This window comes from Fulvimarina uroteuthidis, from assembly GCF_034321785.1.
GTDB lineage: Bacteria > Pseudomonadota > Alphaproteobacteria > Rhizobiales > Rhizobiaceae > Fulvimarina > Fulvimarina uroteuthidis.
Genome location: NZ_JAXLPB010000001.1, coordinates 689,875 through 706,384, shown reverse-complemented (window position 1 = coordinate 706,384; position 16,510 = coordinate 689,875). Strand labels below are relative to the sequence as shown.

13 protein-coding genes and 1 pseudogene are annotated in these 16,510 nt (G+C 65.1%); 8 read left to right on the top strand and 6 right to left on the bottom strand.

Annotation, left to right across the window (positions count from 1 at the left end; all coding sequences use genetic code 11):
* The first annotated feature begins 218 nt into the window (after positions 1-218).
* The 6 genes from U0C82_RS03240 (at position 219) to U0C82_RS03215 (ending at position 6,429) form a co-directional block, all read left to right on the top strand.
* Positions 219-1,091: a carbohydrate ABC transporter permease gene (locus U0C82_RS03240; RefSeq protein WP_322185610.1), complete on the top strand. Its 873-nt coding sequence runs from the start codon at positions 219-221 to the stop codon at positions 1,089-1,091.
* Between the two features lie 17 nt (positions 1,092-1,108).
* Positions 1,109-1,939 (top strand): carbohydrate ABC transporter permease, encoded by an 831-nt coding sequence (locus tag U0C82_RS03235; RefSeq protein WP_322185609.1) that lies wholly within the window; start codon positions 1,109-1,111, stop codon positions 1,937-1,939.
* A gap of 13 nt (positions 1,940-1,952) precedes the next feature.
* Positions 1,953-2,957 (top strand): ABC transporter ATP-binding protein, encoded by a 1,005-nt coding sequence (locus U0C82_RS03230; protein WP_322185608.1) that lies wholly within the window; start codon positions 1,953-1,955, stop codon positions 2,955-2,957.
* Positions 2,958-3,292: 335 nt separating this feature from the next.
* Positions 3,293-4,396 carry an extracellular catalytic domain type 1 short-chain-length polyhydroxyalkanoate depolymerase gene (locus tag U0C82_RS03225; RefSeq protein ID WP_322185607.1) on the top strand — a complete coding sequence of 368 codons (1,104 nt, stop codon included), beginning with the start codon at positions 3,293-3,295 and terminating at the stop codon, positions 4,394-4,396.
* A gap of 444 nt (positions 4,397-4,840) precedes the next feature.
* Entirely contained in the window at positions 4,841-5,980 is a 1,140-nt protein-coding gene (locus U0C82_RS03220) for a histidine kinase dimerization/phosphoacceptor domain -containing protein (RefSeq protein ID WP_322185606.1), read from the top strand.
* Positions 5,977-6,429 carry a response regulator gene (locus tag U0C82_RS03215; protein ID WP_322185605.1) on the top strand — a complete coding sequence of 151 codons (453 nt, stop codon included), beginning with the start codon at positions 5,977-5,979 and terminating at the stop codon, positions 6,427-6,429. Before U0C82_RS03220 ends, U0C82_RS03215 begins: the two co-directional genes overlap by 4 nt.
* 73 nt (positions 6,430-6,502) lie before the next feature.
* On the opposite strand, the gene U0C82_RS03210 is transcribed toward U0C82_RS03215, so the two are convergent.
* From U0C82_RS03210 to U0C82_RS03200, 4 genes and pseudogenes are all read right to left on the bottom strand, one after another.
* On the bottom strand, positions 6,503-8,494 hold the full coding sequence (locus U0C82_RS03210; protein ID WP_416186618.1) for a hybrid sensor histidine kinase/response regulator: 1,992 nt from the start codon (positions 8,492-8,494) through the stop codon (positions 6,503-6,505).
* 9 nt (positions 8,495-8,503) lie between these two features.
* Positions 8,504-8,803 (bottom strand): annotated as a pseudogene (locus U0C82_RS18915) (PAS domain-containing protein); the annotation flags it as partial.
* Positions 8,804-9,214: 411 nt separating this feature from the next.
* Positions 9,215-10,411: a glycosyltransferase family 4 protein gene (locus tag U0C82_RS03205; RefSeq protein ID WP_322185603.1), complete on the bottom strand. Its 1,197-nt coding sequence runs from the start codon at positions 10,409-10,411 to the stop codon at positions 9,215-9,217.
* A complete protein-coding gene (locus U0C82_RS03200) occupies positions 10,408-11,454 on the bottom strand; it encodes a glycosyltransferase family 4 protein (RefSeq protein ID WP_322185602.1) in 1,047 nt (348 codons plus the stop codon). The genes U0C82_RS03205 and U0C82_RS03200 overlap by 4 nt, the downstream gene beginning before the upstream one ends.
* Before the next feature lie 61 nt (positions 11,455-11,515).
* Between U0C82_RS03200 and U0C82_RS03195 the strand changes: the two genes are divergently transcribed.
* The gene (locus U0C82_RS03195) at positions 11,516-13,597 is read left to right on the top strand and encodes an HAD-IIB family hydrolase (RefSeq protein WP_322185601.1); all 2,082 of its coding nucleotides are present in this window, start codon (positions 11,516-11,518) and stop codon (positions 13,595-13,597) included.
* Positions 13,594-14,457 carry a glycosyltransferase family 2 protein gene (locus U0C82_RS03190; protein WP_322185600.1) on the top strand — a complete coding sequence of 288 codons (864 nt, stop codon included), beginning with the start codon at positions 13,594-13,596 and terminating at the stop codon, positions 14,455-14,457. Before U0C82_RS03195 ends, U0C82_RS03190 begins: the two co-directional genes overlap by 4 nt.
* Positions 14,458-14,499: 42 nt before the next feature.
* On the opposite strand, the gene U0C82_RS03185 is transcribed toward U0C82_RS03190, so the two are convergent.
* Positions 14,500-15,594 (bottom strand): glycosyltransferase, encoded by a 1,095-nt coding sequence (locus U0C82_RS03185; RefSeq protein ID WP_322185599.1) that lies wholly within the window; start codon positions 15,592-15,594, stop codon positions 14,500-14,502.
* 206 nt (positions 15,595-15,800) lie between these two features.
* Positions 15,801-16,433: a glycosyltransferase family 29 protein gene (locus U0C82_RS03180; protein WP_322185598.1), complete on the bottom strand. Its 633-nt coding sequence runs from the start codon at positions 16,431-16,433 to the stop codon at positions 15,801-15,803.
* Positions 16,434-16,510 lie beyond the last annotated feature (77 nt).

Sequence of the window (16,510 nt, the reverse complement as noted above, 5' to 3'; positions counted from 1 at the left end):
AGGATGACGCCGAAACCGCGATGTGCGTTCCAGGACCCGAAGTCCCTCGCGGCGCGCGAGCGACCCTTTGCTTCTGGAGCGGAAAGACGGACCGAAGCCGGACGGGTATCGCGATGCGATCGACCGTCCCGGCGGTCCGCACGCCCCCGGTGATCGACGCTTTTTCCGGTGAGTTACAATCCCAACGGTCCGCCCGGCGAACCGTGTGAGGGGGGCCCATGGCGACACGGAATACGACGAAAATTGCGCGCCTGATGATGGCGCCCTCGGTGATCGCCCTCTTCCTGTGGATGATCGTCCCCCTGGCGATGACGCTCTATTTCTCCACGCTGAACTATACGCTCTACAACCCGATGTCGCAGCCCTATGTGGGCTTCGAGAACTACAGCTACTTCCTTTCCGATCCGACCTTTCTCATGGCTCTCGGCAACACGCTGATCCTCGTGGTCGGCGTGCTCTGCATCACCGTGGGCGGCGGCATTCTCGTCGCGCTGCTGCTCGACCAGGCGTTCTACGGCGTCAACATCGTACGCCTCCTGGTGATCGCGCCGTTCTTCGTCATGCCGACCGTCGCGGCCCTGGTATGGAAGAACATGATGATGAACCCGGTCTACGGGGTCATCGGCCAGTTCCTCCAGTCGATCGGTCTTGCGCCGATCGACTGGATGACCGAGGTGCCGCTGCTGGCCATCATCATCATCGTCGCATGGCAATGGCTGCCTTTCGCGACCCTCATCCTTCTCACCGCGTTGCAATCGCTGTCGGAGGAACAGAAGGAGGCCGCCGAGATGGACGGCGCGGGCGCGCTGTCGATCTTCTGGTACATCACCCTGCCGCATATCGGCCGTGCGATCACCGTCGTGATCCTGATCCAGACGATCTTCCTCCTGTCGATCTACGCCGAGATCCTGGTGACGACCCAGGGCGGGCCGGGCGCGCAGTCGACGAACATCACCTATCTCGTGTCGCAGCAGGCGACGTCCTTCGGCGATATCGGCGCGGCTTCGGCCGGCGGCATCGTCGCGGTGATCCTGGCGAACATCGTCGCGATCTTCCTCGTCCGCCTCATCGGCAAGAATCTCGACGCTTGAACCAGGATTGATCGACCATGGCACGCAAAGTTTCCACCGGGCGCAAGATCGGCATGACGATCCTGGCCTGGGCCGTCGGATTGCTGATCTTCTTTCCCATCCTCTGGACGTTCCTGACGTCCTTCAAGACCGAACTCGCCGCGATCTCGATCCCGCCGCAGTTCGTCAGCTTCGACTGGACCCTCGAGAACTACGAGGCGATCCAGACCCAGTCGAACTATTTCCACTTCATGATGAACTCGATCATCCTGGCGCTCGGTTCGACGGCGCTCGGCCTGATCTTCGCCATCCCGGCTGCCTGGGCGATGGCGTTCTCGCCGACGAAGCGGACGAAGGACATCCTCCTGTGGATGCTGTCGACCAAGATGCTCCCGGCCGTCGGCGTCCTGATTCCGATCTATCTCCTGTTCATCCGCTTCGGCCTTCTGGATTCGCGGCTCGGCCTGATCGTCGTCCTGTTCCTGATCAACCTGCCGATCATGGTCTGGATGCTCTACACCTACTTCAAGGAGATCCCGGTCGACATTCTGGAGGCGGCCCGGATGGACGGGGCGACGCTGCGCCAGGAAATCACCAAGGTGCTCGCGCCGATGGCCGTTCCGGGCATCGCCTCGACCGTTCTCCTCAACGTGATCCTGTCGTGGAACGAAGCGTTCTGGACCCTCAACCTCACCACGTCGAGCGCGGCGCCGCTGACGGCGTTCATCGCCTCGTTCTCGAGTCCCCAGGGCAATTTCTACGCAAAGCTCTCGGCGGCCTCGATGCTCGCCATCGCCCCCATCCTCATCGTCGGCTGGTTCTCCCAGAAACAGCTCGTTCGCGGCCTCACCTTCGGCGCCGTCAAGTAAGGAGTCAGAACCCATGGGCCAGATTCAGCTCAGGAGCGTCCGCAAGGCCTTCGGCGACGTGGTCATCATCCCCGATCTCGATCTGAAGATCGAGGAGGGCGAGTTCGTGGTGTTCGTCGGCCCGTCGGGCTGCGGCAAGTCCACGCTACTCCGCCTCATCGCGGGCCTCGAGGATACGACGTCGGGCACGATCGAGATCGACGGCGTCGATGCCACCGGACTGCCGCCGGCCCAGCGGCGCCTTGCCATGGTGTTCCAGTCCTACGCGCTCTATCCGCACATGAGCGTTCGCAAGAACATCGCCTTTCCGCTGATGATGGCGAAGATGGACAAGGCGCAGATCAAGGCCCGCGTCGACAATGCGGCCAAGATCCTCAATCTGGATTCCTACATCGACCGGCGCCCGGGACAGCTTTCGGGCGGCCAGCGACAGCGCGTCGCCATCGGGCGTGCCATCGTGCGCGAGCCCGCCGCCTTCCTCTTCGACGAACCCCTGTCGAACCTCGACGCCGCCCTGCGCGTCGGCATGCGTCTGGAAATCTCCGAACTTCACCAGCGGCTCAAGACGACGATGGTCTACGTCACCCACGACCAGGTCGAGGCGATGACGATGGCCGACAAGATCGTCGTGCTGCGGGCCGGAAACATCGAGCAGGTCGGCTCGCCGCTCGAACTCTATTCCAATCCGCGCAACACCTTCGTCGCCGGCTTCATCGGCTCGCCCAAAATGAACCTCATCGGCGGTGCCGAGGCGAAGAAGTACAATGCGCACACGATCGGCGTGCGGCCCGAGCATGTGCGGATCTCCACCGGCGAGGGATTGTGGACGGGCGTGGTCAAGGTCTCCGAACATCTGGGGTCCGACACGTTCCTCCACGTCGATTCACCGGTCAGCGACGAGCCGCTCACGGTGCGCGCCGACGGCGAGTTCCCGGTCAAGCACGGGGACCGGATTTCCATGACGCCCCAGGACGACAAGATCCACCGCTTCGACGCCGAGGGCCTTGCCGTCCGGTAGCCTGGCCCTTGCTGTGCGGCACGAGAACGGCGAGGACCGGAGAGCCGGTGTCCGCGTGCCGTGCCGCCGGTCCGCCGAAGCGTTTCGAGGGGCGTGTCTCCCGTCGCATCGCGAGCGGCAGGCAAGGGACGCCGGTGTGAAGGAGCGCGAGCCCACCATCCTCCGTGTCCGGACGCCCAACGCGAGACGAAGCGTCTGATCTCCATTCGATCGGCAAAAGAAATATTTGTGCAGTGCAGCAACTGATGGGCAGGCTTTCCGTTGACATCTGGCGGGAGGTGGACCGTTCAGCGGGAAGGTCGCGGTTTCACATTCACATCGATCGGATAAGAGCCATGCGCAACCCATTCCTGACGCTCATCAAGACGACGCGGCGGGCACGCAAGGCACAGCTGGCGTCCGTGCGTGCGGTCGAGACGATGCTGGCCCCCGCCAAGCCGAAGGCGAGGCCGAGGCGCAAGTCGACACCGAAGATTTCGGCGGCGATGCTCAAGACGTTGGCGGCCAAGCCCCGCCCGAAAGCAGCCGTTCCACGCACGCCGTCCCGCCCCGTCCGGCCCGCTCCGGGCAGTTTCGTCGACGGGGAGTTCGCCAGCAGCTGCGGCAAACTCGCGTACAAGCTCTATACGCCGATCGGCTCGGCGCGCCGCGCGCTGCCGCTGGTGGTGATGCTGCACGGCTGCGGCCAGACCGCGGACAATTTTGCCACGGGAACGGGCATGAACGCGCTCGCCGACGAGATCGGCTTCCTTGTTCTCTACCCCGAGCAATCGAAATCGGCGAACATCAACCGGTGTTGGAACTGGCATCTGGCCGGGAGCCAGAAGCGCGGATCGGGGGAGCCGGCGAAGATCGCCGAACTCACGCAGGCGATCGCCGGCCTCAGCAAGGCGAACAGAAGCCGGATCTACATCGCGGGCATTTCGGCCGGAGGGGCCGAGGCGGCGATCGTGGCGGCCGCCTATCCCGAGCTCTTTGCCGCCGTCGGCGTCCATTCGGGATTGCCCAGGGGCGAAGTGCGCACCATCAACACCGCGCTTTCGGCCATGCGAAACGGCAGCGAGGGAACGCCGAGCGCCTCGCAGACCCGCACACACCCGATCATCGTCTTCCACGGAGACGAGGATCACGTCGTCAATCCGCTCAATGTGGACGGCTTCGTCGCCGACGCACTGGCGCTCGCGCCGGGCGCCGTGTCGAGCCGGATCGAGACAGGCCGGTCGAAGGGCGGACGGGCGTTCACCTGCACGGTCTACCGGCACAAGCGCGAGAAGCCGATGATCGAGACCTGGATCGTGCACGGGAGCGGCCACGCCTGGTCCGGTGGCAGCGTCTTCGGCCGCAATACGGACCCGGCAGGGCCCGACGCCTCGCGCGAGATGATCCGTTTTTTCCTGGGGTTCAGGAACCGCACGCCCGCCACGTCCCTGCCGGCATAGGACGCCTGTTGAAGAGGCGGCATCCGGCGCCTCGGTCCGGCAGGGCCGCCCGATCGGACGGCGCGCGCGCGGCCGGTTTGCACGCGGCCCGATGGCGCATTCCGCAAGACAGGCGTTTCGGTCTCCGGGCGCTCGATCGCAGGCGGGATGGACGATCGGGCCTGCGGGGTCGCGGCAAAGCGCCCGGATCGTCATCGGACGATGCGAGGGGTCTGCAACGACATACGTCTTCGTGAAAACGGGTGCTTCGGATCTGCGCGAAGAATGCGTTGATGGCTATCGCTATGTTTCCAAACGTGATTTTCCGCGAGAAACGGGATCGGCCACGATATTGCGGCGCGAACGATGGGGTCCGCCCGGTCCCCGATACCGGTGTCCCACGAAACAAATCGCCTGTCCGGCAGTTCTAGTCGTGTCATGAGTTCCAGTCGTTTAGGATGTGTAGTGGAAGATATCGATGCGTTTCGACTGACGGATGCCCTCGATGCGGAGCAGGGCACGGGCGATCCGTTTGCAGCGGCCGTTCGCTCGACGCGCATGCCGATGATCGTCACCGATCCGCGCAAGAGCGACAATCCGATCGTCTTCGCGAACGATGCCTTCATCCGCCTGTCCGGCTATTCGCGCGACGAATGCATGGGGGTGAACTGCCGTTTCCTGCAGGGGCCCGACACCGATCCGGCCGCCATCGATCGCCTGCGCGAAGCGGTCGCGGCACGCACGGACGTATCGGTCGAGATCCTGAACTATCGCAAGGACGGTTCGACCTTCTGGAACGCCCTCTACATGAGCCCGGTCTTCGGCCATGACGGTGACCTCCAGTTCTTCTTCGCATCGCAGCTCGACGTGACCGAGATCAAGGACCGCGAACTGAAGGCGCACGAGGATCGCGCCTTCTTCGAGGCGGCCGTCAAGGAGCGCACGGTCGAGCTCGAACAGGCGTTGGAGCAGCAGAAGATGTTGCTGCACGAAGTCGACCACCGGGTGAAGAACAATCTGCAGATGGTCTCCGCGATGATCCGGAACCAGGCGCGCGTCTCCGACAGCGCGGACGTGAAGGCGGCCCTGTCGCAGACCCTGTCCCGCGTCGATACGCTGGGCGTCGTCCACCGCCGTCTCTACGAGGCGGAGGATATCAGCCAGTTCGATCTGGCCGATTTCATCCGGGATCTCGCCACCAGCCTTCTCGACACGTCGAGCCGGCCGGAGATCTCCCTCGATCTCGATCTCCAGTCGATCGAGACCAGTGCGCAGAATGCCTCGCCGATCGCGCTGCTCGTGAACGAACTGCTGACCAACGCGCTCAAGCATGCCTTTCCCGATCCGAGCCAGGGCGGGACGATCCGCATCGCCTCACGCCAGGACGCGTCCGGCTTCTCCGTCGTCATCGAGGACGATGGCGTGGGGCTACCCGATCGCGGCGAAGCGGATGCCGCTCCAGCGCCGAAGAAGCCGACATTCGGCACGAAGCTGGTCAGGTCGCTGGCACGGCAGCTGCGCGCGCAATTCATACAGGAGCCTGCCCATCCGGGAACGCGGTCGACGATCCGCATCGATGCCGACAAGACGAGGATGACCGAATGACACTTACTCCCCTGCATATCCTGATCGTCGAAGATGAAGGATTGATCGCGATGGATATCGAAGGGATCATCGAGGATGGAGGCCATGTGGTCGTCGGTTCCGCGGTGTGCGCGAACGAGGCGATCGCGCTCTACGACCGGTGGAAACCGGAATTGTGCATCATCGACGTCGAACTGCTGGACGGGACGACGGGCATCGAGGTTGCCGAGCATATCCGGTCCAAGGGGGGGACGGCGTTCATCTTCCTCACCGCGACGCCGAAGCGGCTGCATGGCGACTATCGCGGCGGCATCGGGGTCTTGTCGAAGCCGTTCACGCACCGTCAGCTCTCGTCCACCCTCAGCTATCTGAACGAGGGATTGTTCGATCCACCACCGGCGCTCGCCTGTCCGTCCAATCTCAACCTGTCCTCGGCGTTCCGACACGATTGGGCCCCCAGGATCGCCTGATGAGGCCGGCGTCAGAGGAGACGCAAATTGCCGAGCGCCGCGCCTGCCTCGAGGCGAACGGGGCCGATGCCGGTCAGGCGTTCGTCTTGATCATCGCCGTGATCTTGGCGGCGAGCGCGTCCATGTCGAAGGGTTTCGTCACGACGTCCATACCCATGTCGAGCTGGCCTTGGTTCAGCACGGCATTTTCCGCATATCCGGTCACGAACAGCACTTTCAGCCCCGGCCGGCGTTCACGCGCCGCATCCGCCACCTGGCGCCCGTTCATCCCGTTGGGCAGTCCGACATCGGTGACGAGAAGGTCGATCTTCGTGTCCGAATTGAGGATTTTCATGCCCTGCGGTCCGTCGGCCGCCTCGATCGCGGCGTAGCCGAGATCCTCCACGACGTCCACGATCAGCATTCGGACAAGCGGCTCGTCGTCGATCACCAGCACGGTTTCACCGGCACCGCTCGGCTGCGGGATCTCCTTCGCCACTTCGATTTCGTCGACGGCCGCGGTCATATGGGCGGGCAGGTAGATGCAGACCGTGGATCCCGTGTCGATCTTCGAACGTATCCGCACCTGACCGCCGGACTGGCGCACGAAGCCGTAGATCATCGAGAGACCGAGACCGGTTCCCACGCCGATCGGCTTGGTCGTGAAGAACGGATCGAACGCCTTCTCGATCACGTCGCTGGTCATACCGGTTCCGGTGTCCGAGACGCACATGGAGACATATTCGCCGGCCGGCAGGTCCTGCTGGCGCGCCACCTGGTCATCGAACCAGGTATTGGCGGTCTCGATGGTGATCCGTCCCCCGTCCGGCATGGCGTCCCGGGCATTGATGCAAAGGTTGAGAAGCGCGTTCTCGAGCTGCGGAGCATCGACGAGGGTGGTGGACAGGCCGGCATTCGTGACGAACCGGACCTCGATCTGCGGGCCTACCGTCCTCTCGATCAACTCCACCATGCCCTCGACGAGACGGTTGACGTCGGTCGGCTTGGGCGCGAGCGTCTGGCGCCGCGAAAAGGCGAGAAGACGATGGGTGAGGGCGGCTGCGCGCTTGGCTGCCCCCTGCGCACCGACCATGTACCGCTCGATTTCGTCGACGCGACCCTGTGCGATCCGGGTCTGCATCATTTCGAGGCTGCCGGAGATTCCCGCCAGGAGATTGTTGAAGTCGTGCGCCAGCCCGCCAGTCAACTGGCCGACGGCTTCCATCTTCTGGCTCTGGCGCAGCGCGTCCTGCACGGCCGCAAGCTCGGCGTCCTGCGCCTTGACCGTGTTGAGGTCGCGGCCGACGGCGATGAAGTTCACGCCGTCTTCCTCCGGCGCGACCGTCCATTCGATCGGCTTCCACTGGCCGTCACGGGTGGAAATCCGGTTCTCGAAGCGCGTCGGACGCATGGTCTCGCCCATGCGGGCAAGGCCGGCGAGCGTCGGCGCCTCGTCGTCGGGATGCATGAAGCTGGCATAGGGCCGCTTCAAAAGCTCGGCTTCCGGCCAGCCGAGCACGCGCGTCCATGACGGGCTGACGGCGGTCATCATGCCACTGAAATCGGCGCGGGCCAGCATGTCCTCCGACAGCGTCCAGAGCCGGTCGCGTTCGGCCGTGCGTTCGGCGACGCGCTCCTCCAGGGTCCGGTTGAGATCGAGCAGGCGCATCTCGCTTTCCTTCAGCGCGCGCTGCGCCTCGACCCGTTGGGTGACGTCGTAGCCGCCGATGAAGATGCCCGTGATCTGGCCGTTCTCGTGGCGGATCGGCTGGAACAGGAGATCGACGAAATGCTCGCTGCCATCCTTGCCGATCTGGATGGGGATCTCGCTTCCCCTGAACGGCTCGCCGGTCGCGTAGACGCTGTCGAGGCGTTCGACGAAACCCTGCCGCACCCGCTCGGGGGAGGCCTGGCGGATGGGCATGCCGATGAAATCGCGCGAGCCGAAGAGCGCGATATGGCTGTCATTGACATATTCGTAGCGGTGGTCCGGCCCCGCGAGCACCGCCACGAAGCCTGGCATCTGCTGGAGGAAGAGGCGCTGGCGATTGTTCGCCTCGGTCTCGCGCCGTTCGGCAAGGACCACTCGGGTCGTCTCGACGCAGGCGCAGAAAAGTCCCACCACCACGCCGTCGTCGTCCGGGATCGGCGTATAGGAGAAGGCGAAGTGTGCCTCTTCCGGATAGCCGTTGCGATGCAGCGTCAGTTCCAGATCGTCCATGTGGACCGGATCGTTCGCGAAGACGCGATCCATCAGCGCGCCGACTTCCTCGCGCACTTCGGGCCAGACATCGAAGAAGGGCCGGCCCAGCGCGTTGGCCTCGCGCGTGCCGAGCATCGGCGCATAGCTTTCGTTGTAGATGAGCGTGCGGTCCTCACCCCAGGCGAGAAACATCGGTTGGCGGGAGCTGAGAAGCACCCGCACGAGGATCGCCAGCGATTCGGGCCAGGTTTCCGGCGGTCCGAGCGACGTCGCGGTCCAGTCGTGGTCGCGCAGACGTCGTCCCATTTCGCCGCCTCCGGACATAAACGTGACCGGCCTTGCTGGAAGTGACGGTTCGTCCAACGTCTCATCCTTCTCGAATCGCGATCGGGCCTGAATGCGGTCTGCGGTTGCAAATGACATTATCGACGAAACGGACACGTGGTAAGCTGTTGATTGCAAATCCTGCGCTCGCGTGGCCAGGTTTTTTGCGAAGTTCGTTCGAACCTCGAACCAACCGAAGAAGCAAGGCATCGACATCGAAACGATCGTCTCGCCGCCCGATCTCTCCTCAAGCGGGCTTCGATCGCACCGTTCGGGCAGTCAGCGGATCGATCTTCGATGATCGCGCGCGGCTTCATACAGAGCCAGCGTTTCGCGGGCGAGGCGTGCGCGATCGAACTGCCCGGCGGCCTGAAGGGCTTTGCCATGGAGCTGAAGGCGCAGGGCGCCGTTGCCGATCAAGGGGAACAGGGCGTCCGCGAGTGCTTGGCCGGTCGCATCGCTCGCCAGGAAGCCCGCGCCGCTCGCCCCGATCACCTTCAGCGCCGAGGCATCCTGGGCAAGCGCGACGACCGGGCGCCCGAAGGCGAGCGCCTCCTGGTAGACGAGGCCGAAGGATTCGTATCGCGACGGCGCGACGACGATATGCGCGGCGCGGTAGAGCGCGTCGAGATCGGGTTCGCTCTGGAACCCGAGCGCTTCGACGCAGCGACGCGCATCGTCCGATAGCCCATCGATATCCCGGTTCGTCACCCCCACGAGACGCAGGCGAAAGGCGGGCAGGGCCCCCTTGATCGCGGCCTTGCTGAGGATCTCCACCGCGCCTGTCAGGCAGTCGAACCCTTTGCGCCTTTCGGGACGGCCGACGAAGAGAAGTTCCACCGGCCCGTCCCCCGCCGCGGGATATCGCGCCGCCGCGGCCGCGCGCAGGCGTTCGGGCGGCAGCGAGAGGCCGACGACCGCGTTCGGGCGCCTGGCGGAAAGCGCGTAGAGCGCTTCGACGACCTCTCCATGCTCCTGCGTGTTGAAGATATGGCCGTCGGCACGGCGCGCCGTGGCAGCCTCGAGCCAGCATGCGGCCCGGCCATCGATGCGGTCGCGCAACCCTCCACTCACCGCACCCGTCAGGGCCGCGGGCGTCGAGTGGCGCGTGACGAAGGGAAGGCCGGGCGTTCGACATGCGAGCGCGGCCGGGGCATACCAGTTGGTCGCCTCGAGGCAATCGAAGGGCCGGACCGCGTGTTCGGCCGCGATCCTTGTCCCGAACCAGCGCGGCGCCACGAGATGGCCGAGGGCCATGCGCTTTCTGGCAAAACCCGAAAGGCCGGGCGCCGCCGGGCTGCAACCCAGGATGCGCACCCCGTTCAGCCAATCGTCGCCCGACCGGTCGAGCGTGAACACGCTGGTCTCGACGCCGGCAAGGGCGAGGCTTTCGGCAATCTCGCGCGCGGCGACCGCCAGCCCGCTGGCGCTAGGCGGATAGTCCCAGGCGATCAGCGCCGTTCGCCGAATGCTCATTGTGAGCGCAGCCTGCGATAGAGCGCCAGATAGTCCTGCGCCATGCGTCTTGCGGTAAAGCGGTCCTCGAACCGCTTTCGGATCACCGATCGGTCAAGCCTGCCCACCCGCTTCAGGGCCTCCACGGCTTCCGCCTCGTCCTTCACGACGAAGCCGGTGACGCCGTCCTCCACGATTTCGGGAACCGAGCCGCGATCGAACGCGATCACCGGCGTGCCGCAGGCCATCGCCTCGATCATCACGAGACCGAAAGGCTCGGGCCAGTCGATGGGAAACAGCAAGGCTCTTGCCGCACCGATCAGGTGCTGTTTCTCGTGATCGTCCTTCGGCCCGACGAACACGGCGTCATCCGCCAGAAGCGGTCTGACGTTCCGATCGAAATAGGTGGGGTTCCCGACATCGATGGCGCCCGCGAGCCTGATCGGCAGACCGGCGGCCCGGGCGATCCGGATGGCGGCGTCCGGCTGCTTCTGGTCGGTCATCCGTCCGATGAACACGGCGAAGCCTCCCTCGCCGGAGCGTAAGGCGTAACGCTCCTGCGCAAGTCCGTGATGGACGATGCCGGCACGGTTGGCGGTGGGAATCTGCTCCCATTGGCTGCGCGAGATCGCGGCGACGGGCAGATCGGGAAACGCCTCGAAGAAGAGCTTGCGGTCCAACTCGTCGACCCGCCAGTGGATCGTGGTCAACGAGTGCTTGCGTCGCTCTCCCAAAAGCGCGGCATGGAAGAACTCGCCGTGGCAATGGACGATGTCGAACAGGTCGAGACGCTTTCGCAGCGCTTCCATTTGAACGGCTTCCAGAACCTGGGGGATCGAGGGCGGAACATGTCCATGTTCGGCTTCAAGGGCTTTCAGGCTCGGTAGATCACCGATACGCGCAATCGGGCTGCGGCTGTCGGAGGGCGCGAACAGCGTGACGGAAACGCCCAGCGATTCCAGAGCTTCGCTGAGATCATGGACGATCCGCTCCGTTCCACCGGAGGTATCGGGCGGTGTCGGGACGATGTTGGGAGCAAGCTGGGCGACGCGCAACGTTTTCATATGCAGCCATATGGCCTTCAAAATCGTTTGGTCATCATACGACTGTAATGGGAAGCGATTCATGTTCATTCTTCACATCGCTCTTCAGGGATGTTTGAAAGCCCGGGACGTTCAGTACGGGCTGACTCCCGATACCGGCGGCCATATCAAATACGTGCTGGAACTGGTGGAAGCGCAGGCGGCAGATCCTGCGATCGAGCGGATCGTGATCGCAACGCGCGCCTTCGACAGCGTCTATGGAGAGGATTATCGGGCCGGCTACGACGAGATCGACGACAAGGTCGCGATCCTGCGCCTGCCGACGGCGAGCCCCGCCTATCTGGCGAAGGAAGAACTCTGGGCCGAGACCGCGAGCTTCGCGGCAGCACTTCGCCGGTGGATCGACGACCAGCCATCGAAGCCGACCTATCTGCATGCGCATTATGCCGACGCGGCAACGGTGTCCGCGACCATCGGCAAGGGCATCGGCGTCCCGTTCGTCTTCACCGCCCATTCGCTCGGCCGCGTCAAGCAGGACGCGATCGGGGCGCAGGCGCTTTCGCCCCAGACGCGCGACATGCTGTCGCGCCGCATCGCGATCGAGGAAGCCGCGTTCGCCGAAGCCGATCTCGTCATCGCATCGTCCCGCAACGAGGCCGAGGTCCAGTATGCCGGCTTCGACACCTACGATCCCGGCAAGATCCGGATCATCGAACCCGGCAGCAAGCTCGATGCCTATCGCGACGCCGCGCCGAGCGATGCGGTGACCGAAATGATCGCGCCCTTCCTGCGCGCGCCGGACAAGCCCGTCATTCTCGCGATCGCCCGCCCGGTCGCCAAGAAGAACCTGCCCATGCTGGTCGAAGCGTTCGGTCGCGACCCCTGGCTGCGCGACAAGGCCAATCTCGTGATCCTGGCCGGCACCCGCGAGGACATCGCCGATCTCGACGCCGAAACGGCGAACGAGATGCGCCACATCCTCGAGGCGATCGACAGGCACGATCTCTACGGTCAGGTCGCACTGCCGAAAACACATCAGCCGGTCGACATTCCGTCCGTCTATGCGTTCGCGCGGGAAAGACGCGGGATCTTCGTCAATCCCGCGCTCAACGAGCCGTTCGGGTTGACGCTTCTCGAAGCCGCCGCCGCCGGCCTTCCGGTCGTGGCGACCGACAGCGGCGGGCCGAACGACATCGTCGAACTGTGCCGCAACGGGCGTCTCGTCAATCCGCAGGATCAGGGTGCGATCGCGCAGGCCTGCCGGGAGATCCTGGAGGATTCGGGCCTGTGGGATAAATATGCGCGGAACGGCGCGCAGGCGGTCGCCGCCTACGACTGGACGCGTCACGCCGAACGCTGCACGGCGCTCATGGCCCGGATGACGAGCCAGGGCCGCAGGCGCGAGGCGGACGGTCCGCGGCAATTGCTCGTCTGCGATATCGACAACACGCTGACGGGATGCCGAACCTGCATAGAGAGCTTCTCGCGCTGGCACGAGACCGAGACCAATCTCGACTTCGCGGTCGCCTCCGGGCGCTCCTTCCACAGTGCGCTTTCGATCCTCGAACAGCAGAACGCACCGTTCCCCAAGATCATCATCTCGTCGGTCGGGACGGAGATCTACCGGCTTCAGCCCGACGGCGTCACCTATCGCAGGGACGACGACTGGACCCGCCAGATCGCCAGGGACTGGCATCGCGCCCGGATCGTCGACGCGCTGCACGACATGCCGGGCATGATGCCGCAGGCGCCCCTGGAGCAGCGCGACCTGAAGCTGAGTTTTCTCACGAACGGCGACCGCGCGCTCCCCGAGCGCATCCACAGGAGGCTTCAGGACAGGCACCTTGCGGCGTCCGTCATCCACAGCCATGGCCGCTATCTCGATATCCTGCCGGTCTCCGCCTCCAAGGGTGCGGCGATCGCCTATCTGCGCGAAGGCCTCCGCCTGTCCGAGGACGACGTGTTCGTGGCGGGCGACAGCGGCAACGACATCGAGATGCTGCGCGCCGTTCCCCAGGCGATCATCGTCGCAAACTATTCCGACGATCTGGCGAGCCGCCCTGATCTTGCTCACACCTACGTCTCGCACCAGAGCCATGCGATGGGGATCATCGAGGGCGTTGAGCACTTCAGGGAGCGCGTTTCGCGGGAGCGGCCCCATTGACCGTCAGCGTTCTGACCCTGACGCGCAATCGCCGGGCCCATCTCCTCAATCTGATGGAGAGCCTGCGCCTCCAGACGGAAAGACCGGACGAGCTGGTGATCGCCTGCATGCAGGAGGCGGTGGAACCCGATCTGCCGGACATCGGCATTCCGGTCCGCCAGTTCCTGGTGCCGGGCGAGCGGCTGCCGCTGGCCAGAGCCCGCAACCGCGCGGCCGCTCGCGCGAACGGCGAAACGCTCGTCTTCCTCGACGTGGATTGCATCGCCTCGCCGCCTCTCGTCGCGCGCTTCGAGGCGGCCGCCCGAGGAGGGGCGGGCCTGTTCCTCGGCGAGGTGCGCTATCTTCCCGGCGGCGCGGTCGGGCGGCCGCTCGATTTCGAGGCTCTTCATGCGTGCGGCATCGTCCATCCGTCGAAGCCGCCCATGCCGCAGACCGGCCTTCGGGAGGAGCCGGACACGGGTGAGTTCTGGGGCCTGTCCTTCGCGATCTCGGCGGCATCGTGGACGCAGCTCGGCGGCATGGACGAGAGCTTCGTCGGCTATGGGGGCGAGGAGACCGATCTCGCCGCGCGGCTGAAGCCCGCCGGCCTTCCGCTTTTCTGGACGGCGGGCGCGGTGGCCTACCATCAGCATCACGCGGTCCACGTCCCGCCGCTTCCGCATTTTCACGCGATCATCGCCAATGCTCGGCGGTTTCACGCCAAGCACGGTCGCTGGTGCATGGATTACTGGCTCGGCCAGTTCGCCGGAATGGGCCTGATCGCCTGGACCCCCGCCGCCCCGGACATCGTCGTCGAGCGGGATCCGACCGGCGCCGAGATCGCGGCGGCGCGGCAACCGGACAGCGTCCGCTTCAGCTGATCGCAGATCCGGGCGAAGGCGTGGGGCTCGGGACCCTGCGGGTCACGTCCAAAGCGTGTCCGTCAGATGTTCGAGCCAGTGGGCGGCCTTCGAGGCGGCTTTCGGGTCGTAAAGCTTCGCGATCGCGGCGGGGTCGAGCTCTCGCGCCTCGGCCATCAAGGCCTGCCAGGCAGGAATGTCTCCCGGCCAGCGCGGTGCGTGAACCGCCGCGCCGAGCCTTGCCAACGCCTCGGCCTTGCGGGTTTGCTCACCGAAATAACGCCATTCCGGCATGACGACGAAGGGCCGCCCGACCCGGGCGATCTCGGTGACGGTGTTGTCGCCGGCGGACGCGATGACGATATCGGCAGCCGCGAGATAGTCGGTCACGTTTTCCACCCAGCCGAGTTCGCGAAGGTTGGAAAAGTTCGTTTCGTGCCCCTCCTTCAGCGTCGGCCCGAGCACGAGCCATTCGGCATCGGGCACCGCCCGCGCGGCAACGGTCAGCGGCGCGTAGGGCGTGCCGGCTCCACCGCCGCCCGTCAGAACGACGACGAGCGCCCGCTCCGGGTCGAGACCCAGCGTCCTGCGGGCCGCCTCGCGCTCGCGAACCGGATCGCGGGTCGTACACAGACCGCCGGAATAAAAGGTCTTCGCCCTCAGATTGGACGGATAGTCGTCCTGTTCCAGGCGCTCGTCGAACGGCGCCAGCATCCCGACGCTCGATTCGTAGGAGCCCAGATGGCCGATATCGGAGCGATCGCCATGCATGCGGATCTGGACGGCCGGCACGGAAGCGATCCGCGACAGAAGCGCGATTTCCGACGAGACGTCGACGACGAAAAGCCCGACGTCCCGGTCGTCGAGATGATCGACGATCGTCCGCATCGTCCGGCGCATTTCCGCAAGGCCGAGCGGCACGCAATGCAGCGTCGAAGGCGTCGGCTCCTCGTAGAGGCGCGCGGTCGGCACACCGGCACCGATCATGTTCGGAAGCGGGATCAGTTCGATATCGCGCGAGAACCCGTCGAACAGCAGCGGCCCGGCCGTCATCACGGAGACCGGCCGGGTCGCGGAGAACGCCTCGACCATCGCCATGGTCCGGTTGGCGTGTCCACGCCCCTGATGGTGGACGAAGAATGCGATCGGTTTCGTCATGCGGTGCGGCTCTCCTCGATCATGGTGCGTGAAATGCGGCCGCGTCCGTGCGTCTCGTTCGGCATCGTCTGTCCAGATCCTCGACAATTCTTTCGGTAACCAAAGCCCGCAACGGTCTCGCCTGTTCCATGCGGTGGACGCAAGAGAAGCGGGCGGGCAGCTTTCTTCGGGCGCTCGGGCGCTCGGGCGCTCGGGCGCGATCGGCGTCATTCGTTGTCGTGGATGCGGATCCGTCCCCCCGCTTCCATCGCGCGGAAGAAGGCTCGTTCCGCCTCCCATCGATGGCCGGGCCATCCGTCGAACCGAAAACCGGTCACATCGATGGGGCTTCGACAGGTGGCCAGCGCCCAGTGCAGGGCGATGAGCCCGGTGGACGGCGCGGGCATCCGCCGCTCCTGCCTTATCTGGCCGATGGTGCGGCAGGCCTCGATGAAGTGACGGGCCGGCAGGATCGACACCGATGCGTCGCTGCGTTCGCCCAGCATGGCGTGCGCCTCGCGCGCGTAGTTTCGTGCGTCCGGGTCAAGCCGTTCTTCGCGCGTCAGCGGCGGATCGATCAGCTCGTCCTTGTCCGGATGGATCGGCAGCAGGATACAGTCGGCGGCCTGCACCTGCGGTCGTTCGGAAAAATCGGGATCGTCCAGCCATTCGCGCATCTGGCCGCCGCAATTGATCAGGAAGAGATGCGTCGTCCGCGATCCGTTGACGCCGCCGAAACCCGCGGCATTGTTGAACCGCACGACGATGTCGGCACCGTCGATCTCGGCCGATCGATCAACGGTCGCCGGAGCGTTGCCGACGATCCAGACCGTCTTCGTATGCGCGGTCCGGCTCGTCACGGCCGGTCTCGTTCCCAGATCATGTTTCATGCGCTACCGGTGCGGCCGGCATGGCGCATGCCCATACCCCTCGTTCC

Excerpts from the sequence above, each read along its gene's own strand:
- U0C82_RS03240 (WP_322185610.1), top strand. The coding sequence starts at position 219 with ATGGCGACACGGAATACGACGAAAATTGCGCGCCTGATGATGGCGCCC.
- U0C82_RS03235 (WP_322185609.1), top strand. The coding sequence starts at position 1,109 with ATGGCACGCAAAGTTTCCACCGGGCGCAAGATCGGCATGACGATCCTG.
- U0C82_RS03230 (WP_322185608.1), top strand. The coding sequence starts at position 1,953 with ATGGGCCAGATTCAGCTCAGGAGCGTCCGCAAGGCCTTCGGCGACGTG.
- U0C82_RS03225 (WP_322185607.1), top strand. The coding sequence starts at position 3,293 with ATGCGCAACCCATTCCTGACGCTCATCAAGACGACGCGGCGGGCACGC.
- U0C82_RS03215 (WP_322185605.1), top strand. The coding sequence starts at position 5,977 with ATGACACTTACTCCCCTGCATATCCTGATCGTCGAAGATGAAGGATTG.
- U0C82_RS03205 (WP_322185603.1), bottom strand. The coding sequence starts at position 10,411 with ATGAGCATTCGGCGAACGGCGCTGATCGCCTGGGACTATCCGCCTAGC.
- U0C82_RS03200 (WP_322185602.1), bottom strand. The coding sequence starts at position 11,454 with ATGAAAACGTTGCGCGTCGCCCAGCTTGCTCCCAACATCGTCCCGACA.
- U0C82_RS03195 (WP_322185601.1), top strand. The coding sequence starts at position 11,516 with ATGTTCATTCTTCACATCGCTCTTCAGGGATGTTTGAAAGCCCGGGAC.
- U0C82_RS03185 (WP_322185599.1), bottom strand. The coding sequence starts at position 15,594 with ATGACGAAACCGATCGCATTCTTCGTCCACCATCAGGGGCGTGGACAC.